At 38.2% G+C, this 25792-nt stretch carries 20 protein-coding genes and 3 pseudogenes; 16 read left to right on the plus strand and 7 right to left on the minus strand.

Going from position 1 to position 25792, the window contains the following annotated elements; all coding sequences use genetic code 11:
• Window positions 1-4: 4 nt before the first annotated feature.
• From HG567_RS02905 to xerH, 14 genes and pseudogenes are all read left to right on the plus strand, one after another.
• Window positions 5-1015: a tetratricopeptide repeat protein gene (locus HG567_RS02905; protein ID WP_202140094.1), complete on the plus strand. Its 1011-nt coding sequence runs from the start codon at window positions 5-7 to the stop codon at window positions 1013-1015.
• Window position 1016: 1 nt separating this feature from the next.
• Window positions 1017-1485 (plus strand): annotated as a pseudogene (gene rnhA, locus HG567_RS02910) (ribonuclease HI).
• Window positions 1460-2179, plus strand: a complete 720-nt coding sequence (rnc, locus tag HG567_RS02915; RefSeq protein ID WP_162970883.1) for a ribonuclease III — start codon at window positions 1460-1462, stop codon at window positions 2177-2179. The pseudogene rnhA and the gene rnc overlap by 26 nt, the downstream one beginning before the upstream one ends.
• Entirely contained in the window at window positions 2176-3273 is a 1098-nt protein-coding gene (gene aroC / locus HG567_RS02920) for a chorismate synthase (RefSeq protein ID WP_202140095.1), read from the plus strand. Before rnc ends, aroC begins: the two co-directional genes overlap by 4 nt.
• A gap of 36 nt (window positions 3274-3309) precedes the next feature.
• Window positions 3310-3825 carry a DUF2603 domain-containing protein gene (locus HG567_RS02925; protein WP_000413462.1) on the plus strand — a complete coding sequence of 172 codons (516 nt, stop codon included), beginning with the start codon at window positions 3310-3312 and terminating at the stop codon, window positions 3823-3825.
• Window positions 3825-5198 carry an oxygen-independent coproporphyrinogen III oxidase gene (gene hemN, locus HG567_RS02930; protein WP_202163963.1) on the plus strand — a complete coding sequence of 458 codons (1374 nt, stop codon included), beginning with the start codon at window positions 3825-3827 and terminating at the stop codon, window positions 5196-5198. The genes HG567_RS02925 and hemN overlap by 1 nt, the downstream gene beginning before the upstream one ends.
• Window positions 5195-6496 carry a (Fe-S)-binding protein gene (locus HG567_RS02935; protein ID WP_202163964.1) on the plus strand — a complete coding sequence of 434 codons (1302 nt, stop codon included), beginning with the start codon at window positions 5195-5197 and terminating at the stop codon, window positions 6494-6496. The genes hemN and HG567_RS02935 overlap by 4 nt, the downstream gene beginning before the upstream one ends.
• A gap of 77 nt (window positions 6497-6573) precedes the next feature.
• The gene (locus HG567_RS02940) at window positions 6574-11337 is read left to right on the plus strand and encodes a DEAD/DEAH box helicase (protein ID WP_202163965.1); all 4764 of its coding nucleotides are present in this window, start codon (window positions 6574-6576) and stop codon (window positions 11335-11337) included.
• On the plus strand, window positions 11334-12680 hold the full coding sequence (locus tag HG567_RS02945; protein ID WP_202140098.1) for a hypothetical protein: 1347 nt from the start codon (window positions 11334-11336) through the stop codon (window positions 12678-12680). The genes HG567_RS02940 and HG567_RS02945 overlap by 4 nt, the downstream gene beginning before the upstream one ends.
• Window positions 12681-12801: 121 nt before the next feature.
• Window positions 12802-13614, plus strand: a complete 813-nt coding sequence (locus HG567_RS02950; RefSeq protein WP_202146278.1) for an outer membrane protein — start codon at window positions 12802-12804, stop codon at window positions 13612-13614.
• Between the two features lie 158 nt (window positions 13615-13772).
• Window positions 13773-14945 carry a pyridoxal phosphate-dependent aminotransferase gene (locus HG567_RS02955; protein ID WP_202163966.1) on the plus strand — a complete coding sequence of 391 codons (1173 nt, stop codon included), beginning with the start codon at window positions 13773-13775 and terminating at the stop codon, window positions 14943-14945.
• Between the two features lie 109 nt (window positions 14946-15054).
• A complete protein-coding gene (locus HG567_RS02960; RefSeq protein WP_164863060.1) occupies window positions 15055-15195 on the plus strand; it encodes a hypothetical protein in 141 nt (46 codons plus the stop codon).
• A gap of 17 nt (window positions 15196-15212) precedes the next feature.
• Window positions 15213-16490, plus strand: a complete 1278-nt coding sequence (locus tag HG567_RS02965; protein ID WP_202140101.1) for a hypothetical protein — start codon at window positions 15213-15215, stop codon at window positions 16488-16490.
• 14 nt (window positions 16491-16504) lie between these two features.
• Complete coding sequence (xerH, locus tag HG567_RS02970) at window positions 16505-17575, plus strand: tyrosine recombinase XerH (protein WP_202163967.1); 1071 nt, start codon at window positions 16505-16507, stop codon at window positions 17573-17575.
• 63 nt (window positions 17576-17638) lie between these two features.
• Here the strand turns inward: xerH and HG567_RS02975 are convergent.
• The 7 genes and pseudogenes from HG567_RS02975 to glmU all read right to left on the minus strand — a co-directional run bounded on the left by HG567_RS02975 (window position 17639) and on the right by glmU (window position 24935).
• Window positions 17639-18146, minus strand: a pseudogene (locus tag HG567_RS02975) (methylated-DNA--[protein]-cysteine S-methyltransferase).
• A gap of 3 nt (window positions 18147-18149) precedes the next feature.
• Window positions 18150-18917 carry a sulfite exporter TauE/SafE family protein gene (locus tag HG567_RS02980; RefSeq protein ID WP_202140104.1) on the minus strand — a complete coding sequence of 256 codons (768 nt, stop codon included), beginning with the start codon at window positions 18915-18917 and terminating at the stop codon, window positions 18150-18152.
• Window positions 18918-19030: 113 nt separating this feature from the next.
• A complete protein-coding gene (locus HG567_RS02985) occupies window positions 19031-19978 on the minus strand; it encodes a Gfo/Idh/MocA family protein (protein WP_000895570.1) in 948 nt (315 codons plus the stop codon).
• A 60-nt stretch (window positions 19979-20038) separates the two neighbouring features.
• The gene (locus HG567_RS02990; RefSeq protein ID WP_202140105.1) at window positions 20039-22405 is read right to left on the minus strand and encodes a ribonucleoside-diphosphate reductase subunit alpha; all 2367 of its coding nucleotides are present in this window, start codon (window positions 22403-22405) and stop codon (window positions 20039-20041) included.
• Between the two features lie 180 nt (window positions 22406-22585).
• Window positions 22586-23068, minus strand: coding sequence for a hypothetical protein (locus HG567_RS02995; protein WP_202140106.1), 483 nt, complete (start codon window positions 23066-23068; stop codon window positions 22586-22588).
• 24 nt (window positions 23069-23092) lie between these two features.
• On the minus strand, window positions 23093-23443 hold the full coding sequence (locus HG567_RS03000) for a hypothetical protein (RefSeq protein ID WP_001950567.1): 351 nt from the start codon (window positions 23441-23443) through the stop codon (window positions 23093-23095).
• A gap of 190 nt (window positions 23444-23633) precedes the next feature.
• Window positions 23634-24935, minus strand: coding sequence for a bifunctional UDP-N-acetylglucosamine diphosphorylase/glucosamine-1-phosphate N-acetyltransferase GlmU (gene glmU / locus HG567_RS03005; RefSeq protein WP_202140107.1), 1302 nt, complete (start codon window positions 24933-24935; stop codon window positions 23634-23636).
• Between glmU and HG567_RS07945 the strand changes: the two are divergent.
• Together HG567_RS07945 and fliP are read left to right on the plus strand one after the other, a co-directional pair.
• Window positions 24892-24981: pseudogene (locus HG567_RS07945) on the plus strand (flagellar biosynthesis protein flip); the annotation flags it as partial. The gene glmU and the pseudogene HG567_RS07945 sit on opposite strands and share 44 nt — an antisense overlap.
• Window positions 24982-25016: 35 nt before the next feature.
• Window positions 25017-25763: a flagellar type III secretion system pore protein FliP gene (fliP, locus tag HG567_RS03010; RefSeq protein WP_015427821.1), complete on the plus strand. Its 747-nt coding sequence runs from the start codon at window positions 25017-25019 to the stop codon at window positions 25761-25763.
• The last annotated feature ends 29 nt before the right edge of the window (window positions 25764-25792 follow it).

A 25792-nucleotide genomic window follows, 5' to 3' on the forward strand; every position in this document is an offset into this window, starting at 1 on the left:
GATTGTGCAACACTTCAATTTCCTCTATAAAGATTCTTTATTTTCTATCGCTTTATTCACTTTTATTATCGCTCTTGTGATTTTATTAGAACAGGCTAGAGCGTATTTCACCCAAAAGAAAAACAAAAAATTTTTACAAAAATTCGCCCAAAATCAAAACGCTTATGCGGGCAGTGAGAATTTAGACGAACTTTTAAAGCATGCTAAAATTTCTAGTTTGATGTTTTTAGCTAGGGCGTATTCTAAAATCGCTGACATAGAAATGAGTATTGAAATCTTAAAAGGGCTTTTGAATCGCCCCTTAAAAGATGAAGAAAAAATCGCTGTTTTAGATTTATTAGCTGAAAATTATTTTAGTGTGGGGTATTTGCAAAAAACAAAAGACACCGTGAAAGAAATTTTGCGCTTTTCCCCAAGGAATGTGGGAGCGTTGTTAAAACTTTTGCATGCGTATGAATTAGAAAAAGATTATTCAAAGGCTTTAGAAACTTTGGAATGTTTGGAAGAATTAGAGGTGCCTGAAATTGAAACGATTAAAAATTACCTTTATCTCATGCATTTAATAGAGAATAAGGAAGATGCGGCTAAAATCTTGCATGTTTCAAAAGCGTCGTTAGATTTGAAAAAAATTGCTTTAAATCACTTAAAATCTTATGATGAAAAGCTTTTTTGGCAAGAAATTGATGCAACTGAACGGCTAGAAAATGTGATCGATCTTTTATGGGATATGAATATCCCTGCTTTCATTTTAGAAAAACACGCCCTTTTGCAAGACATTGCGCGATCTCAAGGGCTGCTTTTGGACAACAAACCTTGCCAAGTTTTTGAATTAGAGGTTTTACGCGCTCTATTGCATAGCCCTATGAAAGCGCGTCTGACTTTTGAATACCGCTGCAAGCATTGCAAACAAATCTTTCCTTTTGAAAGCCATAGGTGTCCTGTGTGTTACCAGTTAGCGTTTATGGATATGGTGCTTAAAATTTCTAAAAAAACGCATGCTATGGGAGTGGATTAAGATGCAAGAAATTGAAATTTTTTGCGATGGCTCTTCTTTGGGTAATCCCGGGCCAGGCGGTTATGCGGCGATTTTACGCTATAAAGATAAAGAAAAAATCATCAGTGGGGGCGAACATTTCACCACGAATAACCGCATGGAATTAAGAGCGCTCAATGAAGCGTTAAAAGTTTTGAAACGCCCATGCCATATCACGCTTTATAGCGATTCGCAATACGTGTGCCAAGCGATCAATGTGTGGCTAGCTAACTGGCAAAAAAAGAATTTTTCTAAAGTTAAAAATGTGGATTTATGGAAAGAATTTGTAAAAGTCTCTAAAGGGCATTTGATTGTGGCTGTTTGGATCAAGGGGCATAATGGGCATGCCGAGAATGAACGATGCGACAGCCTCGCTAAATTAGAGGCGCAAAAACGGGTCAAAACGACCACTTAAAGGGAGAAATGATGAAAAACAAACGCTCTCAAAATAGCCCTTATGTAACGCCTAATAACCCTTATACAACGCTAGAAAAAGCTTTAGGGTATTCTTTTAAAGACAAGCGTTTATTGGAACAAGCCTTAACGCATAAATCATGCAAGCTCGCTTTGAACAATGAGCGCTTGGAATTTTTGGGCGATGCGGTGTTGGGCTTGGTGATAGGGGAGTTGCTATACCATAAATTCTACCAATACGATGAGGGCAAACTCTCTAAATTAAGGGCTTCTATTGTGAGTGCGCATGGTTTCACTAAATTAGCGAAAGCGATCGCTTTACAAGATTATTTGCGCGTTTCTTCTTCTGAAGAAATTTCTAAGGGGAGAGAAAAACCCTCTATTTTATCAAGCGCTTTTGAGGCTTTAATGGCCGGGGTGTATTTAGAAGCAGGGTTAGCTAAGGTGCGTAAAATCATACAGAATTTACTCAATCGCGCTTACAAGCGTTTGGATTTGGAGCATTTGTTTATGGACTATAAAACCGCTTTACAGGAATTGACCCAAGCGCAATTTTGCGTGATCCCTTCGTACCAATTACTCCAAGAAAAAGGCCCCGATCACCATAAAGAATTTGAAATGGCTCTATACATTCAAGATAAAATGTATGCGACCGCTAAAGGCAAAAGCAAAAAAGAAGCCGAACAGCAATGCGCTTATTATGCGCTTCAAAAACTGAAGGAAGCCAAATGAACACTTTGGGGCGTTTTTTAAGACTCACGACTTTTGGGGAATCGCATGGGGATGTGATAGGGGGGGTATTAGACGGCATGCCTAGCGGGATTAAAATAGACTATGACTTATTAGAAAATGAAATGAAGCGCCGCCAAGGGGGGAGGAATGTTTTCATTACGCCACGAAAAGAGGACGATAAAGTGGAAATAACAAGCGGGGTTTTTGAAGGTTTTAGCACAGGGACGCCCATAGGGTTTTTAATCCACAACCAAAGGGCTAGGAGTAAGGATTATAATAACATTAAAAACCTTTTTAGGCCTAGCCATGCGGATTTCACTTATTTCCATAAATACGGCATTAGGGATTTTAGGGGTGGGGGGAGGAGTTCGGCTAGAGAGAGCGCTATAAGAGTGGCTGCTGGGGCGTTTGCTAAAATGCTTTTGAGAGAAATTGGTATTGTTTGTGAAAGCGGGATTATTAAAATTGGGGGCATTGAAGCCAAAAATTACGATTTTAATCACGCCTTAAAAAGCGAGATTTTTGCCTTAGATGAAGAACAAGAAGAAGCGCAAAAAACAGCCATTCAAAACGCTATCAAAAACCACGATAGCATTGGGGGTGTGGCTTTGATTAGAGCGAGGAGCGCAAAAACTAATCAAAAGCTCCCCATTGGCTTGGGTCAAGGGCTATACGCTAAATTAGACGCTAAAATCGCTGAAGCGATGATGGGGCTTAATGGGGTGAAAGCGGTTGAAATAGGCAAAGGGGTAGAAAGCTCTTTACTAAAAGGCTCAGAGTATAACGATTTAATGAATCAAAAAGGGTTTTTGAGCAATCATAGTGGGGGGGTTTTAGGGGGCATGAGCAATGGGGAAGAAATTATTGTTAGAGTGCATTTCAAACCCACGCCAAGCATTTTCCAACCTCAACAAACCATAGACATCAATAATAACGAATGCGAATGCTTGTTAAAGGGTAGGCATGATCCTTGCATTGCGATTAGAGGGAGTGTGGTGTGCGAGAGTTTGTTAGCGTTGGTGTTAGCCGATATGGTATTACTCAATTTGACTTCAAAAATAGAGTATTTAAAAACGATTTATAATGAGAATTAAACGAAATTGGATACAATCAGCTTAAAAAGGATATAAATGGAAAAATTACCTAAAAAACGAGTTTCTAAAACCAAATCACAAAAACTTATCCATAGCTTAACCACCCAAAAAAACAGAGCCTTTCTCAAAAAAATCAGTGCTAATGAAATGCTTTTAGAGTTAGAAAAAGGGGCGTTTAAAAAAAATGAAGCTTATTTTATTTCTGATGAAGAAGATAAAAATTACGTTTTAGTGCCGGACAATGTGATCTCTCTTTTAGCAGAAAACGCCAGAAAGGCTTTTGAAGCCAGGCTCAGGGCGGAATTAGAAAGGGATATTATCACCCAAGCGCCGATTGATTTTGAAGACGTGCGCGAAGTTTCTTTGCAATTGTTAGAAAATTTACGCCAAAAAGACGGGAATTTGCCCAATATCAACACCTTAAATTTTGTCAAACAAATCAAAAAAGAACACCCTAATTTATTCTTTAATTTTGACAACATGTTCAAACAACCCCCTTTTAATGAAAATAATTTTGAAAATTTTGACAACAGCGATGAGGAAAATTTTTAATGCAAACCATTGATTTTGAAAAATTTTCACAATACTCCAAGCCCGGCCCACGATACACCAGCTACCCAACAGCGGTGGAGTTTAACGAAAATTTTAATGAAGAGAGCTTGAAAACGGCGTTTTTTAACCATGACAACCTCAAAAACCCCATGCCTTTATCGCTTTATACCCATTTGCCCTTTTGCAGGAGCGCGTGTTATTTTTGCGCTTGTTCAGTCATTTACACCAGTTTAGAAGAGAAAAAAGTCCGCTATATCAGCTACCTTAAAAAAGAACTCGCCCTTTTAAAAAACGCCATGGATACCAACAGAGAAGTGGCGCAATTCCACTATGGAGGCGGCACGCCGACCTTTTTTTCACCCATTCAATTAGATGAGATCACCCAAAGCATTCAAGAAGTTTTCCCCAATTTCAGCAAAGATATTGAAATGAGTTGTGAGATTGACCCTAGGCATTTCACTAAAGAACACATGCAAACCTTGTTTGATAGGGGGTTTAACCGCTTGAGTTTTGGAGTTCAGGATTTTGATTTGGAAGTTCAAAAAGCCATTCATAGAATCCAGCCTTTTGAAATGGTTCAAGAATCCGTGAAGCTCGCTAGAGATTACGGCATCAAATCCATTAATTTTGATTTAATTTATGGCTTACCCAACCAGACTAAAGAGGGTTTTTTAAAAACTTTGGAATGGGTTTTGAAACTGGATCCGGACCGGTTAGCGGTGTTTAATTACGCACATGTGCCTTGGGTGAAAAAAACGATGCGTAAAATTGATGAAACCTTATTGCCAAGCCCTAGAGACAAACTAGAGATTTTAGAAGCTCTGATTAGCTTTTTAGAAAAAGCCAATTATCAAATGATAGGCATGGATCATTTCGCTAAAAGCGATAATGAATTGTATCTAGCCCTTCAAAAAGCGGAATTGCGCCGTAATTTTCAAGGCTATACCACGAAAAAATTCACTCAAACCATTGGCATTGGCGTTACAAGCATTGGCGAAGGGAGCGATTATTACACGCAAAATTATAAGGATTTGCACCACTATGAAAAAGCCCTTGATTTGGGGCATTTACCGGTAGAAAGGGGTGTAGTGCTCAGCCAAGAAGATGTGTTAAGAAAGGAAGTCATCATGCAGATGATGAGCAATTTAAAATTGGATTACTCTAAGATTGAAGAAAAATTTTCTGTTGATTTTAAAGCGCATTTTAAAAAAGAATTAGAAAAATTAAAGCCTTATGAAGAAGCGGGCCTGCTTTCATTCAATTCTAAAGGCTTTGAGATGACGAGAACAGGGGGCATGCTCGTAAGAAACATGGCCATGGAGTTTGACGCGTATTTGCGTGGGGGCGAAAAACATTTCAGTAAAACGCTATGAATGAGAATATTAATGAAAATATTTTTGAAGAAGTAGGGGACGCTTGCGTTAAATGCGCTAAATGCGTGCCAGGCTGCACCATATACCGCATCCATAAAGACGAGGCGACTTCGCCTAGGGGCTTTTTAGATTTGATGCGCCTAAACGCTCAAAACAAGCTCCAATTAGACGCAAATTTAAAACACCTTTTAGAAACTTGCTTTTTATGCACCGCTTGTGTGGAAATTTGCCCTTTTCATTTGCCCATAGACACTTTAATAGAAAAAGCCAGAGAAAAAATCGCTCAAAAGCATGGCATCGCTTGGTATAAAAAGTCCTATTTTTCCCTTTTAAAAAACCGCAAAAAAATGGATAGGGTGTTTTCAACTGCGCATTTTTTAGCCCCTTGTATCTTCAAGCAAGTGGGGGATAGTTTAGAGCCTAGGGCGGTGTTTAAAGGCTTGTTCAAACGCTTTAAAAAAAGCGCTCTGCCTCCCTTAAATCAAAAAAGTTTTTTACAAAAGCATGCAGAGGTTAAGCCTTTAGAAAACCCCATTCAAAAAGTGGCGATTTTTATAGGGTGCTTGAGCAATTACCATTACCAGCAAGTGGGGGAAAGCTTGTTGTATATTTTAGAAAAACTCAACATTCAAGCGATCATCCCTAAGCAAGAATGCTGCTCAGCGCCTGCGTATTTTACCGGCGATAAAGACACCACGCTTTTTTTAGTGAAAAAAAACATAGAATGGTTTGAAAGCTATTTAGATGAAGTGGATGCAATCATTGTGCCTGAAGCCACATGCGCTAGCATGCTCATCAACGATTATTACAAGGTTTTTTTAGGCGAAAAAGATAAGGATTTGTATGTGAAGCGCTTGGAAAAAATCACGCCTAAAATCTATCTGGCGAGCGTGTTTTTAGAGAAACACACCCCTTTAAAACATCTTTTAGAAAAAATCCCTAAGGGAAAAAAAGAGACTATCACCTATCATAACCCTTGCCATGCCAAAAAAACCCTAAACGCTCATAAAGAAGTGCGCAACTTGCTCAATTCGCATTATGAAATTAAAGAAATGCCGGATAATTGTTGCGGTTTTGGGGGGATTACGATGCAAACAGAAAAGGCGGGATTTTCTTTAAAAGTAGGGCTTCTTAGGGCTAAAGAAATCATGGACACTAAAGCTGAAATTTTAAGCGCTGAATGCGGGGCATGCCACATGCAATTAAATAACGCCTTAAAGTCTTTAGACGACCCTAACACCCCGCAATTTTCGCACCCTTTAGAACTCATCGCTAAAGCTTTAAAAAGCGCTGAATAAAAAGCCTTTTTAACCCCACTTTCTAACATCTTTTTATATAATGTAAAACTTTATAACACTATTATAAGGAATGAAAAATGTCAGAAATCAGCACCTACAAACTCATCAAACAAAAACTGCACGCCATACCTAACCTTCGCCATAAAGGGAGCTTGTTTGAAAAAATTTCTAAGCAATTTTTACAAGAGCATGACAGCGCTAACGAATACGAGTCTATTCAGCTTTGGAGCGATTGGGAATTAAGGGGGAATGAGAGCGATCGTGGGATTGATATGGTGATTACAACGACTTCAAAAGAATACATCGCCGTGCAATGCAAATTCCACCAAGACAGCGTCTCATTGAACGACCTTTCAACTTTTTTATCCAAATTACAAAGCGGGGTAAAAGAGGTTAGTTTTAAAAAAGGGATCATCATCTCCACTTCTAATTTAACCTCAGCCGCTCTTAACGAAATTGAACAAATCAGAAGAAGCAAAGGGATTGATATTGTTGAAATCGCTGAAGAGGATTTTATCTATTCTCAGATTGATTGGGAAAAGTTTGATCCTATGCAAACTCAAGGCGAACTCCCCTTATGCGATAAGAAAAAGCCACGCCCTCACCAAATAGAAGCGATAAAAGCCACCAAAGAGTATTTTTCTGACCCTAAAAACACTAGAGGCAAGCTCATTATGGCATGCGGGACAGGCAAAACCTACACTTCTTTAAAAATCATGGAAGCTTTAGATCCCAAAATCACGCTTTTTTTAGCGCCAAGCATCGCTTTGCTTTCTCAAACTTTTAGAGAATACGCGCAAGAAAAAAGCGAGCCTTTTTACGCTTCTATCGTGTGCAGCGATGATAAAGTCGGGCAAAGTAAGAATGAAGACAATGACGATATTAAATTTTCTGAGCTCCCTTTAAAGCCCTCCACTCGCCTTGAAGACATTTTAAGCACTTATGAAAAAGCGCAAAAAGAAAACAAGCGCTTCATTATCTTTTCAACTTATCAAAGCGCGTTGCGTATTAAAGAAGCGCAAGAAGCGGGTTTGAATGGAATCGATCTCATTATTTGCGATGAAGCCCACAGAACGGTAGGGGCTATGTATTCTAGTAATGAAAGGGACGATAAAAACGCTTTCACGCTTTGCCACAGCGATGAAAATATCAAGGCTAAAAAACGCCTGTATATGACCGCCACGCCTAAAGTGTATAGCGAAAGTTCCAAAGCTAAAGCCAAAGAGAGCGATAACGTTATCTATTCAATGGATGATGCGGATACTTTTGGCGAAGAAATCTATACGCTCAATTTTGAAAGAGCGATCGCTTTGGATCTCCTAACCGATTATAAAGTCATCATTTTAGCGGTGCGAAAAGAAAATTTAAGCGGCGTTACTAACAGCGTGAATAAGAAAATCAGCCAGCTCAAAGCCAAAGGCACTAAGTTGGATAAAAAGCTCATCAATAACGAATTTGTGTGCAAGATCGTTGGCACGCATAAAGGGTTAGCCAAACAGGATTTGATCGCTTTAGACGATGAAAACAAAGAAAACAACGACTTGAAAAACAAAGCAGACACCTTTATTTCTCAAAGAGCCATAAACTTTTGTAAAAGCATACAAACGAGCAAGAACATTAAAGACTCCTTTGAAACGATCATGGAATGCTATGATGAAGAGTTGAAGAAAAAGAGTTTTAAAAACCTAAAAATCAGCATCGATCACATTGATGGCACCATGAATTGTAAGGAGAGGCTTGAAAAATTAGAAAACTTGAACCAATTCGAGCCTAACACTTGCAAGGTTTTAAGTAATGCTAGGTGTTTGAGCGAAGGGGTGGATGTCCCAGCACTAGATAGCATCGTCTTTTTTGATGGCAAAAGCGCGATGGTGGATATTATCCAAGCGGTGGGTAGGGTGATGCGCAAAGCCAAACACAAGAAAAGAGGCTATATCATTTTGCCTATCGCTTTAGAAGAGAGCGAGATTAAAAACTTAGATGAAGCCGTCAATAACACCAATTTCAAAAACATTTGGAAAGTGATAAAAGCCTTAAGAAGCCATGATTCAAGCCTGGTTGATGAAGCCACTTTTAAAGAAAAAATCAAAATCTTCGGGAGTGATGATGGCAAAAAGCAAAACGATGAAAAAACCCTTTTTGACGCTATCTTTTTGCAAGATCTAGCGGACGCTGTGTATAACGTCATGCCCACTAAATTAGGGGATAGGAATTATTGGGAAAATTTCACCAAAAAAACGGGCAACATCGCAAGGACCTTGAACAACCGCTTGAAAATTATTTTTGAAAAAAACCCTGAAATTTTTGACAACTTTTTAACTTCGTTAAGAGGCAATATCCATCAAAACATCAAAGAAGAGGAAGCCTTGGACATGATCACTTCTCACGTCATCACTAAGCCCATTTTTGATGCACTTTTTGGGGACAATATTAAAAACCCTATCGCAAAAGCCTTGGATAAAATGGTTTTAAAACTCTCTAGCTTGGGATTAGAAGGAGAAACTAAAGATCTTAAAAACCTCTATGAAAGCGTGAAAACAGAAGCCATGCGCGCCAAAAGCCAAAAAAGCCAACAAGAACTCATTAAAAACCTCTACAACACTTTCTTTAAAGAAGCCTTTAGAAAGCAAAGCGAAAAACTAGGGATCGTTTATACGCCTATAGAGGTGGTGGATTTCATTTTAAGAGCCACTAACGGCATTTTGAAAAAGCATTTCAACACGGATTTTAACGATCAAAACATCACGATTTTTGACCCATTCACGGGCACCGGGAGTTTTATCGCCCGTTTGCTTTCTAAAGAAAACGCGCTCATTAGCGACGAAGCCTTAAAAGAGAAGTTTCAAAAAGGTTTGTTCGCTTTTGACATCGTGCTTTTATCTTATTACATCGCTTTAATCAATATCACCCAAGCCGCGCAAAATAGGGACAGCTCGTTAACAAATTTCAAAAACATCGCGCTCACGGACAGCCTGGATTATTTAGAAGAAAAAAGCGCTAAGGGGGTAATCCCTGGCTTTGAAGATTTGAAAGAAAACAAAGAAATCAAATCCACTATAGAAAAACAAAACATTAGAGTCATCATCGGCAACCCGCCTTATTCAGCCGGCGCAAAAAGCGAAAACGACAACAACCAAAACCTTTCACACCCCAAGCTTGAAAAAAGGGTTACTGAAAAATACGGCAAAAATTCCACCGCCAAAGTGGGGAAAACCACACAAGACACGCTCATCCAGTCAATACGCATGGCGAGCGATGTTATTAAAGATAAGGGGGTGGTAGGCTTTGTGGTGAACGGGAGTTTTATTGACTCTAAAAGCGCGGATGGGTTTAGGAAATGCGTGGCGCAAGAATTTGCACATCTTTATGCGCTGAATTTAAGGGGGAATGCTAGGACTTCAGGGGAGAAGAGAAAAAAAGAAGGCGATGGAATTTTTGATAGCGGATCCAGGGCGACGATAGCGATCGTCTTTTTTGTGAAAGACAAGAGCGTAAACAACAATACAATCCATTACTATGAAGTGGAGGATTATTTGAAAAGAGAAGAAAAACTCAACTTGCTCGCGGGTTTTGAAAATTTAGAATCTGTGCCTTTTAAGGAAATCACCCCAAATGCTAAAGGCGATTGGATCAACCAAAGGAATGACGGCTTTGAAAAACTCATCCCCTTAAAAAGAGACAAAAAATCAAAAATATTTGATACTATTTTTGATTTAAATTCTAGCGGCGTGGTGAGCGGGCGTGATCCTTGGGTGTATAACTTTTCTCCAAACGCTTTAATGCATTCGGTGCAAAACTGCATTGACGCTTATAACGCTGATTTGAAGCGCTTCAATGAGGTTTTTAGGGAAGCCTTCAAACAACGCGCTAAAGGCGTCAAAGCAGACAAACTCCATAAACACCTTAATGATAAAGAAATCACCACCGATAAAACGAAAATCGCTTGGACTCGTAGTTTGAAAAAAGGATTTATTAAAAATAAAAACCTGCCAGAAAGCGGCATGGAGCGTGCAAGGTTAGCCTTGTACCGCCCTTTTAACAAACAATGGCTTTATTTTGATAAAAATTTAAACGAAGAACAATCCCAATTGCCAAAAATTTTCCCGGATAAAAGCGCTCAGAATGTGGTGATTAATACCACAATAAGGAATTTTAGCGCTCTTGTAAGCGATTTTATTTCTAATTGTGATTTGATCTCGCACAATCAAGCTTACCCTTTGTATTATTACGATGGTTTGGGGAATCGCCATTATGCGATCAGCGGCTATGCGCTCAATTTGTTCCGGAAACATTATGAAGATAACTCTATCGCTGAAGAAGAGATTTTTTATTACATTTATGCGATTTTCCACCATAAAGGCTATTTGGAAAAATACAAAAATTCCCTCGCTAAAGAAGCGCCGCGCATCGGTTTGAGTGAGGATTTTAAAGAACTCTCTATTCTTGGTAAAGAATTAGCCGAATTGCACCTTAACTATGAGAGTGGGGAAATGCACGAGAGCGTTGCATACAACTTATTAGAGAACGCCGGAATGGAGGGCTATTATGATGTGGTTCAAATGAAAAAGGATAAAAAAGGGGATCGCATCCAATACAATCACCATATCACCATCACTAAAATCCCACAAAAAGCCTTTGACTATGTGGTGAATGGTAGAAGTGCGATTGACTGGGTGATCGAACGCTATTCAATCACTAAAGATAAAGACAGCTTGATTGGAAACAACCCGAACGATTACGCCGGCGGCCAATACGTTTTTGAACTCCTTTGTAGGGTCATCAAACTTTCTGAAAAAAGCGTGGATTTGATTGAAAAGATCAGCATGAAGAGGTTTGAGTGATCGCATCGCTTGGGAGTGTGGAATATTTTGAAGGACAATGTCTTGCTTTTTTAAAAAATCCGCAAACCAATCCACAAAATGAGCCATACATTCCAGGAGTGTTTTCGTATCAAGAAAACAAAATTTCTTTTTCTTTTATGGTTTCAGGAGAAATTAAAGAGATCCACTCTTTGCAATACCAAACGCTCTATATTGTGGATAACAAAAGAAGATACACTCTTCACAAGCCTTATAATCGCATTATTTTAGGTCATGTTTTAGGGTATCCTGTACCAATCACACTTTATTATGAATGGCTGTTTGATGATCATATTGATCCAAACAAAATTAAGGGCGAATGTTTTGTTTGCAGGACAAATTATTTAGAAAGCTTTTTTACAACCAAGAAGCATTTGCTACCTGATGCATTATTTAAAGCAGATGAAAATGAGCATGAAAGTTATCATGGGGATAACGATAAGAATTTTATCTTACAATCATTTTATACTCAAAATGATTTTTTGTCCCAAAAATATGAAAAAGACAAGATAAAAGCAAAATCTAATTTGATTCCTAAAAGACAGAATCGTTTATTAACTTATCAATTTGATTTGTCTTTGGAATGCAATATAATTTTTGAAACCCTTGAAAAATTAGCGCTTATTGCTGAAGCGATTAAAAACTTTTTTATTTTGATTTATGCTCATTCTAATTTTGACATCCAAATTGACTATACCCAATTTAAGCTTTCTAATAAAAACATTACAGCAATAAGAAACACTTACAAAAAAGATAAAAAGTCCATGGAGATAGATCCTTATGGGATTGCTATAGATTTCCAACGGATAGATAATTTTTCTGTAATACTTGAAAAATGGATTGATTTTTGTATTAAAAATGATAGAGGTTTCCAACTTGAAAGTATTTTAGACATTATCAATAAAAAAGATCCAATTATTCACTTGTATTCAGACATGTTTGTATTGATTAGTATGATTGAAAGTTTTTTAAAGAAAACACAACAAACAAAACTCCGTAAAAAACTCTCTGAATTTTTTAAATTTTCATTATCTAGGACAAAATGCGATCAAACGAAAAATTATTTTAATGATAAATGTCAAGATCTAATCAAACAGATTGTTGGCTGCCGTAACTCTCTAGCGCACGGAAGAAGTTTAAAGCTTGATACAAACAAAGCTACAGACATTAGCCATGCTTTTATAGATTTCAAGCAAATTGTCATTGAATTTTTCTTTGGTAAGATAGGATTGAGCGATTTTATTACAAACAATTTTGGTTTTCTTAACAAAGTTAAATTAAGAAACCCCCCAAAAACAGAAAAAATCGCAGAGCCAAACCGCTAAAACCCCCTAGAAAATTTAAAATTTTAAGTTTTAGGGGTGTTTTTCTTAAGAATTTAGGTTTTTTATAGATTATTATGTTATTATTATACGAAATGTAGACTTTTAGAAGGAAAAATGTTGTATGAAAAAGTTTGTAGTGTTTAAAACGCTCTGTTTATCGGTAGTGTTAGGTAATAGTCTTTTGGCAGCAGAAGGTAGCACAGAAGTGCAAAAGCAATTGGAAAAGCCAAAAGAGTATAAAGCAGTGAAAGGCGAGAAAAACGCTTGGTATTTGGGGATTAGCTATCAAGTCGGTCAGGCTTCGCAAAGCGTTAAAAACCCCCCTAAAAGCAGTGAATTTAACTATCCTAAGTTCCCTGTGGGTAAAACCGACTACCTAGCCGTTATGCAAGGCTTAGGGCTTACTGTGGGTTATAAGCAGTTTTTTGGGGAAAAGAGATGGTTTGGTGCCCGTTATTACGGCTTTATGGATTATGGGCATGCCGTGTTTGGAGCGAACGCTTTGACATCAGATAATGGTGGGGCGTGTGAGCTTCACCAACCATGTGCGACCAAAGTAGGGACAATGGGCAATCTGTCTGACATGTTCACTTATGGTGTGGGTATTGACACTTTATATAATGTCATTAATAAAGAAGATGCGAGTTTTGGTTTCTTTTTTGGGGCTCAAATCGCGGGCAACTCTTGGGGTAATACGACAGGGGCCTTTTTGGAAACTAAAAGCCCTTATAAGCACACCTCCTATAGCCTTGATCCGGCGATTTTCCAGTTCCTTTTTAATTTAGGGATTCGCACCCATATTGGCCGGCATCAAGAATTTGACTTTGGCGTGAAAATTCCTACTATCAATGTTTATTATTTTAACCATGGGAATTTGAGCTTCACTTACCGCCGTCAATACAGCCTTTATGTAGGGTATCGTTACAATTTCTGATTTAAAACGCTTGTTTTTCTCTAATTGGATTTTCAATTAGAGTTTTCTTACACAATCTCTTGCTTTCTTTTGAAACATTTTTGAAAGTTTTTTGAAAATTAGAATTAAAATCTTTTTGATCATGTTATGATAGTTCAAAAATTCAACAAGGATTAAGCATGTTATATTCCTCTAAAATCCAATCCCTTTCAGAATCCGTAACGATCGCTATTAGCACACTCGCTAAAGAATTGAAATCGCAAGGAAAAGATATTTTAAGTTTTTCAGCGGGCGAGCCTGATTTTGACACCCCGCAAGCGATTAAAGATGCGGCCATAAAAGCCCTAAATAATGGTTTTACCAAATACACGCCAGTAGCCGGAATCCCTGAATTATTAAAAGCGATCGCTCATAAATTGAAAAAAGAAAACAACTTGGATTATGAACCGAGTGAAATTCTAGTGAGCAATGGCGCTAAGCAAAGCTTGTTCAATGCGATTCAAGCCTTAATAGGGGATGGCGATGAAGTGATTATCCCTGTGCCTTTTTGGGTAACTTACCCTGAGCTTGTGAAATACAGCGGTGGGGTGAGTCAATTCATTCAAACCGATGAAAAAAGCCATTTTAAAATCACCCCCAAGCAGCTTAAAGACGCCTTAAGCCCCAAAACAAAAATGCTCATTCTCACCACTCCATCAAACCCTACCGGCATGCTTTATAGTAAGGCGGAATTAGAGGCTTTGGGCGAAGTTTTAAAAGACACTCCAATTTGGGTGCTTAGCGATGAAATTTATGAAAAGCTTGTCTATAAAGGGGAGTTTGTTTCTTGTGCGGCAGTGAGTGAAGAGATGAAAAAACGCACCATTACCATTAATGGCTTGAGCAAGTCAGTGGCGATGACAGGCTGGCGTATGGGCTATGCGGCGAGCAAGGATAAAAAGTTAGTCAAATTGATGAATAACTTGCAAAGCCAATGCACTTCCAATATCAATTCTATCACGCAAATGGCTTCTGTTGTGGCGCTTGAGGGGTTGGTGGATAAAGAAATTGAAACGATGCGTCAGGCTTTTGAGAGGCGCTGTGATTTAGCCCACGCAAAAATCAATGCGATTGAAGGGCTGAACACTTTAAAACCTGATGGGGCGTTTTACCTGTTTATCAACATTGGTAGCCTTTGTGGGGGGGATTCGATGCGATTTTGCCATGAGTTGTTAGAAAAAGAAGGCGTAGCGTTAGTGCCTGGAAAGGCTTTTGGATTGGAAGGCTATGTTCGTTTGTCTTTTGCATGCTCAGAAGAACAGATTGAAAAGGGGATTGAACGCATTGCTCGCTTTGTCAAATCAAAGGGGTAAAAAATTGGCATTTAAAAAAGGGGGATTTTAATCAGTGTGGTATAATGGTTAGATTTAAAAGTTTGAAAAGTGTAGTTTTCATAACTAAAATAGATTTTAAGGAATAATTATGGCAATAAGATTTGATCATAACAATAATTCTGAAGAATGGCAAATGCTTTTTGACAAAATCAATAATGGCTCGCCTTTTGGGGTTATCACTTTTAATAAACTATTAGCCTTTAAGGATCGTTTTTATTTTTGCAAATAAATTAAAAGAGGTGTTGAATGTTATTGAATTATGATTTTTTAGAATTTGAAAATGATAAAAAAGTTAGAGTGATAGACGATAAGTTGTGTGTAAATATTTTAGATTTTTTTGGCATTGGCGATGAGAACGATAAAATTTTTCTTGGCGATGAAATTTCTAATATTAAGGACAACCCTACTGAAGCTTATGCTGCTGAAGTTTATGCAATTGAGGGCGCTAAGCTTAATAGAGTGTATGAGAAAATTAGGAGCGGACTACCTTTTGGGGTTATCTCAGTGTTTAGACCTTTTAAAGGAGTTTTTACAAAGGATTTTACTGATGAAGAGCAGAAAGCGCTTATAAAAGCAGCTAAAAGCGATTCTTTAACTAGGGATTTCCTTAGAGAAAATGATGGCATCTATAGAAAACTCTGTAATTGTAAAACATTCAATAAAACTTTTGTGGATAAATTCACAACAGATAAGAGCAAAGTGACAATGAAAGATTTCATGTCTACTCAAGGATTTATCACTAAATACAAATACTCCTATAGCGACTATATAAAAGAAACACAACACCTAAAATCTTTTTTAGATGGAAAGCGTGATTTTCTTGGTTATATTCAAGCGATTGGTTATTGGAAAGAAAAGGTAGAAAACGATCTTTTGCCTAACAAAGAAATAAGTTTTTTTGTATTTCAAAACGAGCCAAGCAAGACATTCAATTTAAGAAATTATTTGTTGTTATTGGCAAGATTGTTTGATCAAGAGGCGATCTGTTATTGTAAAAACGCTATTCATGATAAAGAAAACATTTATAAGGTAGAATTGGTGAGTGCTTTATCTAGTGATTTTAATGAGGTGTGGGCTAAATTCTCAGATATTACATTCTCAGTGCCTAGTCAATTACCGCAATCTCTCACACACTTAAAAAATAAGGTAGCTGCATTCTTTTCAAAACAGCCTGGTGGCAATTGTGGTATGAGTTTTAAGGAAATTGATAAGGTTCAAATAAAAGCGACATGCATGCCTAATATTGTTACTGGGGCATTTGAGGATGACATAAAATTATCTATTAAGCATAGTCAGTGGCGCGGTTATCCTAAAGTTTTTGATATTGAAAAGATAGAGAGCATAGAAAGAGAAGTTATTGAAAAGAGAGAACAACATAAAATAGGTTCGGCACAGAACCTTAAAATCAATCAAATTGCTGATGATTTAAAACAAGCTAAGGTAGTTAGCAATAAACTTATTGCGAATGCGCTTATAACGCAAAAAGCACCCAGTGATACGCCACATGATGACGATTTAGATTAGTTTAAAAACCCTAAATGAAGCACCCCCTAGAAGAATTAAAAGACCCCATAGAAAATCTTTTGCTATGGATTGGGCGCTTTTTGCGTTACAAATGCACAAGCTTGTCTAATTCCCAAGTGAAAGATCAAAACAAGGTTTTTGAATGCTTGAACGAATTCAATCATGCGTTCATCAATTCAAGCCAATTGGAAAAAGTTTGCAAAAAAGCTCGTAATGCTGGATTACTAGGGATCAACACCTACGCGCTGCCCCTACTCAAATTTTACGAATATTCCAAAAAGCTTTCTCTAAAATCGCTCAAAAGCATAGACGAAGTCATGTTGGCTGAATTTTTGAGTATTTATACCGGAGGTTTGAGTTTAGCCACTAAGAAAAATTACAGAATCGCCCTACTAGGGCTTTTTAGCTACATAGACAAGCAAAATCAAGATGAAAATGAAAAATCTTATATCTATAATATCACGCTTAAAAACATCAGCGGAGCGAATCAAAGCGCAGGCAACAAGCTCCCTACTCATTTAAACAATGAAGAATTAGAAAAATTTTTAGATAGCATTGATAAAATAGAAATGTCCGCTAAAGTGCGCGCCAGAAATCGCCTGCTCATTAAAATCATCGTTTTTACAGGCATGCGTTCTAATGAAGCCTTGCAGCTTAAAATAAAGGATTTCACTTTAGAAAATGGCTGTTATACGATTTTGATTAAAGGCAAGGGCGATAAATACAGAGCGGTGATGCTCAAAGCTTTCCACATTGAGAGCCTTTTGAAAGAATGGCTCACGGAAAGGGGATTGTATCCTGTTAAAAACGATTTATTGTTTTGCAACCAAAAAGGCATGGCTTTAACGCAAGCTTATTTGTATAAGCAAGTGGAGCGCATCATCAATTTTGCCGGACTCAGACGAGAGAAAAATGGGGCGCACATGTTAAGGCATTCTTTTGCGACCTTGCTCTATCAAAAACGCCATGATTTGATTTTGGTTCAAGAAGCTCTAGGGCATGCGAGCTTGAACACGAGCAGGATTTACACGCATTTTGACAAAGAACGTTTAAAAGAAGCGGCGAGCATTTGGGAAGAAAATTAAAAAACACCCCCCTACCCCCTTAAAAAAATGATTTTTACCATAAAACAACTAAAACCCCATTTTTTAAGAAATTAAAGGGTTTTTAGCTTGCTCATTTAAAATTTTGCTTTTCAAATTCTAACAGCCACTTTTTGACTTCTATGCCCCCATTATACCCCCCTAAAGCGCCATTTTTACGCACCACTCTATGACAAGGCACGATCAAAGAAATAGGGTTATTGCAGTTAGCGTTGCCAACAGCTCTGCAAGATTTAGGGTTATTAATGAGCTTTGCGATTTCATCGTAACTTTTTGTCTTGCCATAAGGGATAGTCATTAACGCAGACCAAACTTGTTTTTGAAAAGAAGTCCCTATCAAATCTAAAGGCGCATCAAATTCAAAAAGTTGTCCCAAGAAATAACGCTCCAAGGCTTGAACGCTGAGTTTTAATGGGGTATTCATAGGGGTGTTATGAGAAAAATTGGCCGCATCAAAATCCAATCTCAATAAATGGCTCTCATTAGTGCACAAATGCAAATACTCTAAAGGGAAGCTCTTAGGGGTCTTAAAATAGTAGTGGTATAAAACCATTAATTAAAAAAAGAGTTTGTATAAAATAATCAATAACGACAAACCATACACCCCTAAAATCAAAATTTTATGCATTTTTTCATTCAAAAGCCCTATGATCCATTTAATCCCAATGCTCACGCCAATAACTGAGCCTAATCCCACAATCGCCCCCGCTAAGAGCACTTCTTTATTGATGATGTGATGATACATTAAAGAAAAAGCTCCTGAAATAGAAGAAAACAAGATGAAAAATAACCCCAACGCCACGCATTTTTTAGAATCATACCCTAAAAAATAATGCATCAAAGGCACCATGAGCATCCCCCCACCAATCCCTAAAGTGATAGCAAAAAACCCTGTGAGCGCACCAATTAAAAATAATTTCAAACCTTGCAAATGATAGCGTCTAGTATCCGCTATAAAATCTTTTTTTTTGGGTTTCACAACAAATTGGATCATAGAATACACGACTAAAAGCGCGAAAATAACCATTAAAATTTTACTGGAAACGATTTTTAAAACAAATCCGCTAAAACTTGCCCCTATCAGCCCCCCTGCCCCTATCAACAAGCCTAAAGAAAAATCAAGCGATTTTTTTTTGAAATTCAAAACAGATCCCACGAACGATGAAAGCGCCATTTGCAAAATGGAAATACCAATGGATTCTTCAAAAGAATGCCCGGTTGCGAGCATGATAGGGACAATGATCAACCCCCCACCAATGCCAAAAATCCCAGATAGAATGCCAGTAAAAAGCCCTATCGCTATGTATAACGCATAAATATCCATAAAAACCCTTAAAAAAGTAAAAACCCCCTCTTAAAAGAAAATTAAAAACAACCCTATTCTAATCAAATGCAAATAACCAAACCCCCTAAACAACGCTTTTAAAAGTGATGCCTTTACTGGTCTGTTTTGTTTTTGCAACACAAAACATGCGAATCTTCATTGGGTTCGCTGACTGAAAGGTTTCTTAATTCATAAGCCAGTTTGATAGACGCCATAGCATCATCCAAGCCAAACCCCCCTTGAGCTAAAATCTGTTTGTAGCTTTCTATATACAGGTTATCAAAGCTCTGTGTGAGATTGACTTCTTCGCCCTCTAGGATCATTTTATGATAAACCTTTTCTTTAGCCACTCCCATGTGTTCTGGATTGATGGAAAAAAACCATCTTATTTTGGCATGCTCTAAAAAGAGTATCCCGCACACGCAATCAGGCTCTTCTCTGTTGATAACCTTGTCTTTAACGCCTCCAAACAAATACAATAAAGTGTCAAAAATATTCACTCCCATTTGAGTGGCTAGCCCCCCACTCCTATTCACATCGGCTCGCCATGAAGAAAAATACCATTTCCCTTGAACGCTGATATAAGTGAGCGTGATGTCAAACACTTTGCTAGGGTTTTTGTCTAATTCGCTTTTAATTTTTTCTTTCAAAGCCAGCGTGTCGCAATGCAAGCGCAAGGGCAAAAGACTGAACACCCTTTTTTGGTGTTTCACCTCCAAATCTTTCAATTCTTGTATTTCGCCAGGGTCTAAAACTAAGGGTTTTTCACAAATCACATGCATGCCGTTTCTTAACCCGAAACGGATGTGATCAAAATGCGTGTGCGTAGGCGTGCAAACGCTCAAATAGTTGATTTCTTTACCCATAGCCCTAGATTGCTCTAAATGCTTTTCAAAATCTTCAATATTGGTAAAAAACTCTGATTGCGGGAAATACTCATCTAAAACCCCCACGCTATCATGAACATCAAAAGAGCAATCCAAAAAATGCCCTGTATCTCTAATCGCTTGCAAGTGCTTGGGAGCGATAAACCCCCCTGAACCAATCATCGCAAAAAGCATTCAACTTCCTTCAAGAATTTTAATCTTATGTTAGCAAAGATTAGCTTATTTAAGCTTATATTATTGGCAATTAAAGCACTCCACCGATCGATCCAACACGCTTTTTTCATCTATGCTAGGGCTTTCGCTGCGCAAATAATAAGTGGATTTGAGTCCCAATTTCCAAGCGAGCGTGTAGATTTCATGCAAGGTTTTACCGCTGGCGTTTTCTATGCGTAAAAACACGTTGATGCTTTGGCCTTGATCGATCCATTTTTGGCGCACGGCCGCTGCTTTAATCAAATCTTTAGCGTCAATATCATAGGCTGACGTGTAAAAATTCCAGGTTTCTACATTCAAATTAGGCACTACCACTGGAATTAGCCCGCTCAAATTTTCTTCAAACCATTTTTTCTTATAAATGGGTTCAATCGTTTGGGTTGTGCCTACTAAAATAGAAATGGAGCTAGTGGGAGCGATCGCCATTAAATAGCCATTACGCATGCCATTGGCTTTGACTTTTTCCCTCAAACCTTGCCAATCGCAAGCATGATTAAAAAGCCCTTTTTCGGTGAGTTTTAAGGCTTCATTATTGGCTTTATCAATAGGGAAAATCCCCTTACTCCATTCTGAATTTTCAAAATCCTTATAAACCCCTTTTTCTTTTGCTAAATTCGCGCTCGTGTCAATCGCATGGTAGCTGATTTGCTCCATTAAAGCGTCAATTTTTTCTAAATGCTCTTTAGACCCCCAGGCGATTTGGTGTTCTGCGAGCATTTGCGCTTCACCCATAACCCCTAACCCTATGGCTCTATTTTGCAAATTAGTGGCTTTGACTTTGCGGTTAGGGTAGAAATTCAAATCAATCACATTGTCTAAAAGCCTAACCATGATCGGCACGACCCTTTTAATGTCTTCTTCAGTGTTGATCTTGCTTAAATTAATGCTCGCCAGATTGCACACCGCCGTTTGCCCGTCTTTAGCGATTTTAGTAGCGATATAGATTGGTTTGCCTTTTAGAATATCGGTGCTAGTGAGCTTGTTAGCGCATTTAGTGATATTATTATCTGTCGTTACCAACTCTTTTTCTTCAAAAAATTCTATGGCGCCATCGGTGTATTCTATTTGCATGTAATAGTGGTTAGGCGCGGTATTTTGAAAAATCTCTGTGCATAAATTAGACGATCGAATGATTCCTGCATGAGCGTTTGGGTTGCACCGATTGGCGTTGTCTTTAAAGGCCAAGAAAGGCAAGCCGGCTTCAAAATAATTCATTAAGATTTTTTTCCATAAATCTTTAGCGTTAATGTATTCTTTAATGATTTTGGGATCTTTTTCATACTCTAAATAGCGTTTTTCAAAATCCTGCCCATAAAGCTCAGTCAAATCCTTACACTCATAAGGGTCAAACAAAGTCCACATCGCATCTTCTAAAACCCTTTTCAAAAACAAATCGCACACCCAAAGAGCCGGGAACAAATCATGCGCTCTTCGCCTTTCATCGCCGCTATTTTTCCTTAAATCAATGAACTCCATCACATCAATGTGCCAGATTTCCAAATACACCGCAATCGCGCCCTTTCGTGTGCCTAATTGATCAACCGCAATCGCCACATCATTAGCGATTTTTAAAAAAGGGATCGTGCCTGCACTCGCATTTTTATGCCCATCAATATAGCTCCCGATAGAGCGCACCAAAGAAAAATCCCAGCCAATCCCTCCGCCGTATTTGGACAATAGCGCCATTTCCTTATAGCTGTCAAAAATCCCCTCAATATTATCCGGCGTGCTGCCAATATAGCATGAGCTTAGCTGGTGTTTGGTGGTGCGAGCGTTCGCTAGAGTGGGGGTCGCGCACATCGCTTCAAATTTGCTTAAAACTTCATAAAATTCTAAAGCGATTTTGTTAGGTTCTTGTTCGTTTTGCGCTAAAAACATCGCAATGCTCATAAACATGTGTTGGGGCAATTCAATAGGGTTGTTGTTAGCGTCTTTTAATAAATAGCGATCATACAAGGTTTTAATCCCTAAATAATTGAATTGGAAATCCCTTTCAGGCTTGATCTGGTTATTTAAAAACTCTAAATCAAATTTTTCCTTAAAGCCCTTAAGGATGCGGCCCTTTTCTTCAGCGTTTTCAAAATACTCTTTCAAATGCCTATACCCTGTAAAACCGCTTACTTTATGGTATAAATCATACAAAAAAAGCCTTGAGGCGACAAAGCTCCAATTAGGCGTGTCAATATCTATCTTATCCACAGCGGTTTTAATCAAAGTTTGTTGGATTTCTTCAGTAGTGATCTTGTCCCTAAATTGCAACCTCGCATCCACTTCCAGCTCACTTTGGCTCACGCCCTCTAAATTGTCCGTAGCGTCCTTAGTGTATTTTTGGATTTTGGTAATGTCCAAAGGCTCAATGCGCCCGTTTCGTTTAACCACCGTAATCAAAATTTTTCCTTTAAATCAAATCGTTTTCTTTTAAATTTAGCATTGTATCAATAAAAAACTTAAGAAAAAGGAAAGTTTAAAAATAAAACTCTTAAGGGGATAGAGAGTATTTTGAAATAATCCCCCTTACAACCCCCAACTAAACCCCTTAAGAGCGCTTTTTTAATAATTTGAGTTAAATCACCACCCTAATTTAGCGCAAAACTTAAGAAAACCTTGAAACCCCACAATGACCAAACCCTCTACAAGAAAGTTACTAGGATGCCCACAATACGCCGAAATTTCATGCATAGCGATACCAAAAGGTATCGTTAAAAGCACCATATAGAAATCCCTTAGTCTTGCTCCTAACACAGCGTCATAAAATGCGCCAAAAAACCTAGCCTTAAAAATGGCTTTAAAAAACTTGGGGAATCCTTGCCAAGTTTCAGCAATTAAATAACCCGCCGACCTGCCTTTTGGGTTGAACAAGAGGTTAGACAATAAAGCCGCTATTAGACCCGCTAACCACACATAATAGCTGTATTTAGGGTCAAAAATCGGATCGCTAGCTGAACCATTTATGTCATAAAAAATCCTAGTGGTTATGGAGATACATCCTCCATAGACTAGAGCCACTGCCCATTGATATTCCCAATCGCTCAAACGCTCTTTGATATTCATGCTTTCTCCTTTATTCACCCAAAACTACCTATCATACACGAAATGACGATCATAGGTGGGTTCTCTTGGGGCTTGCGGCTCTCTATCAACGCCACGGATATAATCTTCTACCCTATCGCCTATTTCAGCCCCAGAATATGCCCCTATTCCACCACCAATGCCTGCACCAAACACAGTACCCCACGGACCTCCAAGAGCCCCAATCATCCCACCCATTGCACCACCCATTCCAGCTCCAACACCACCCCCTATAAGTTTGCCTAATTCACCCCTTGCCTCTATTTTAGGACCAGCTATAGCCACATTAGCCATTGCACCGCATAAAACCACTACACAACTAAATGCTTTTAATCCGCTCATAACAAATCCTTTCATAAAATTGAGATTCAAGGCATGTTTGGCACACCTTGATAAGAATATTTATACCACAATCGCATTCAAAGCATTGTTACAAATCAGCTAAATATCACAAAAAAGATAAGTAAATGTTTTGTTTCTACACAAATTACAGAATTAAATTAAATAAATTATAATAATTTTTGGGTTTTTTCACTATTGAAGCAAATTAAGGTTTCTTAAAAAACTTAAAATACCCGTTTTCAATGTTGGTTTGAGGGGCGCGTGAAAGACTTAACGAACCGCTAGGAATGTCTTTAGTGATGGTGGTGCCGCTGCCGATTAAGACATTAGAGCCGATATTTATGGGGGCGACTAGTTGGCTATCGCTCCCTATAAAGACATTTTCACCGATAATCGTTTGGTGTTTCTTTTTACCATCATAATTGCAAGTGATCACGCCAGCCCCTACATTTGTGTTTTTCCCTATCTCACAATCCCCTAAATAGCTCAAATGCCCTGCTTTAGCGCCTTGAAGTTTGGCGTTTTTAGTCTCTACAAAATTCCCCACATGGCTGTTACAAATCACGCTTTTAGGGCGCGCATGGGCAAACGGCCCCACACTGCTATTAACAATCTGGCTTTCTTCTATCACGCTATAAGCCTTAATATGCGCGTTTTCTATCAAACAATTCCCAATCAAACGCACCCCTTGCTCTAAAACGCACTCCCCCTTAAAACTCACGCCTTTTTCTAAATAAATGCTATTAGGCAATTGCATCACTACTCCTAAGTCCATGGCGTTTTTTCGCAGTCTTTCTAGCATGATTTCTTCAGCTTTCGCCCTTTCTGTTTGGCTATTCACCCCTAAAAAACACTCTTCTTCTAAGAAAATAGCGTCAATTGTTTCATTTTCATTGATTCCTAGAGCGATTAAATCCGTGAGATAGTATTCTTTTTGGGCGTTTTGGTCATTAAGCTTGGGCAAGTATTTTTCTAAAAACTTTCTTTCAAAAAAATACACGCCAGCATTCACGCTTTTAATTTCTTTTTCTTCATCATTAGCGTCCTTTTCTTCTACAATCTTTTTAACCTGATGGTTTTCTAAAATAACGCGCCCATAACCTTTAGGGTCAGCTAAATGCAGTAAGCCTATGGCGTTATTCTTGCTTTCTAATAAGGGGGTAAGCGCGTCTTTAGTGATTAAGGGCATGTCTGCATTCAAAATCAAAACCCGCTCATGTTGAGTGGGAATAGGCGTTTTATCTTCTTGCATGATAGCCCCACCTGTCCCTGAATATTTTTCCACGATTTGAGCGTGAAAAATCACGCCCTTAAAACGCTCCAACACCGCTTCTTTAATGCGTTCTTGTTGGTGGTGTAAGACAAGATGCACATCATTACTGATTGAAAAAGCCGTTTCTAAAATGTAAAACAGCATAGGCTCCCCACAAAGGGTGTGTAAAGTCTTAGGCAGGCTAGAATGCATGCGAGTGCCTTTACCAGCGGCCAGTATGATTACAGAAAGCATTAAAATCCTTTTTTTAGGGAATTTTAACATGCCTTATCTTATAATTTGACTTCGTTTCATCAAAGATTTAAGGCTAGAATTTTGCGTTTTTTCATTTTTTTAATCCTCATTTGCCCTTTAATATGCCCTTTAATGAGCGCTGATAGCGCTTTACCTAGCGTCAACCTCTCTTTAAACGCTCCTAATGATCCCAAACAGCTTGTAACCACCCTTAATGTCATCGCCCTGCTCACGCTTTTAGTTTTAGCCCCATCATTGATTTTAGTGATGACGAGTTTCACCCGTTTGATCGTGGTGTTTTCTTTTTTAAGGACCGCTTTAGGCACGCAACAAACCCCACCCACTCAAATTTTAGTCTCGCTCTCTTTGATATTGACTTTTTTTATCATGGAACCTAGCCTAAAAAAGGCTTATGATACAGGGATTAAGCCTTATATGGATAAAAAGATTTCTTACACCGAAGCGTTTGAAAAAAGCGCTCTGCCTTTCAAGGAATTCATGCTTAAAAACACACGAGAAAAGGATCTAGCGCTTTTTTTTAGGATCAGAAATCTCCCTAACCCTAAAACCCCTAATGAGGTGAGCTTGAGCGTTTTAATCCCGGCATTTATGATAAGCGAGTTGAAAACAGCGTTTCAAATCGGCTTTTTACTCTACTTGCCTTTTTTGGTGATTGATATGGTAATTAGCTCTATTTTAATGGCGATGGGCATGATGATGCTCCCGCCTGTAATGATTTCTTTACCTTTTAAAATTTTAGTGTTTATTCTAGTGGATGGGTTTAATTTATTGACCGAAAATTTAGTAGCGAGTTTTAAAATGGTTTAACATTAAAAACATTCAAGCTATAAAAGCTT

It is taken from the genome of Helicobacter pylori, from assembly GCF_016755635.1.
Classification (GTDB): domain Bacteria; phylum Campylobacterota; class Campylobacteria; order Campylobacterales; family Helicobacteraceae; genus Helicobacter; species Helicobacter pylori_CQ.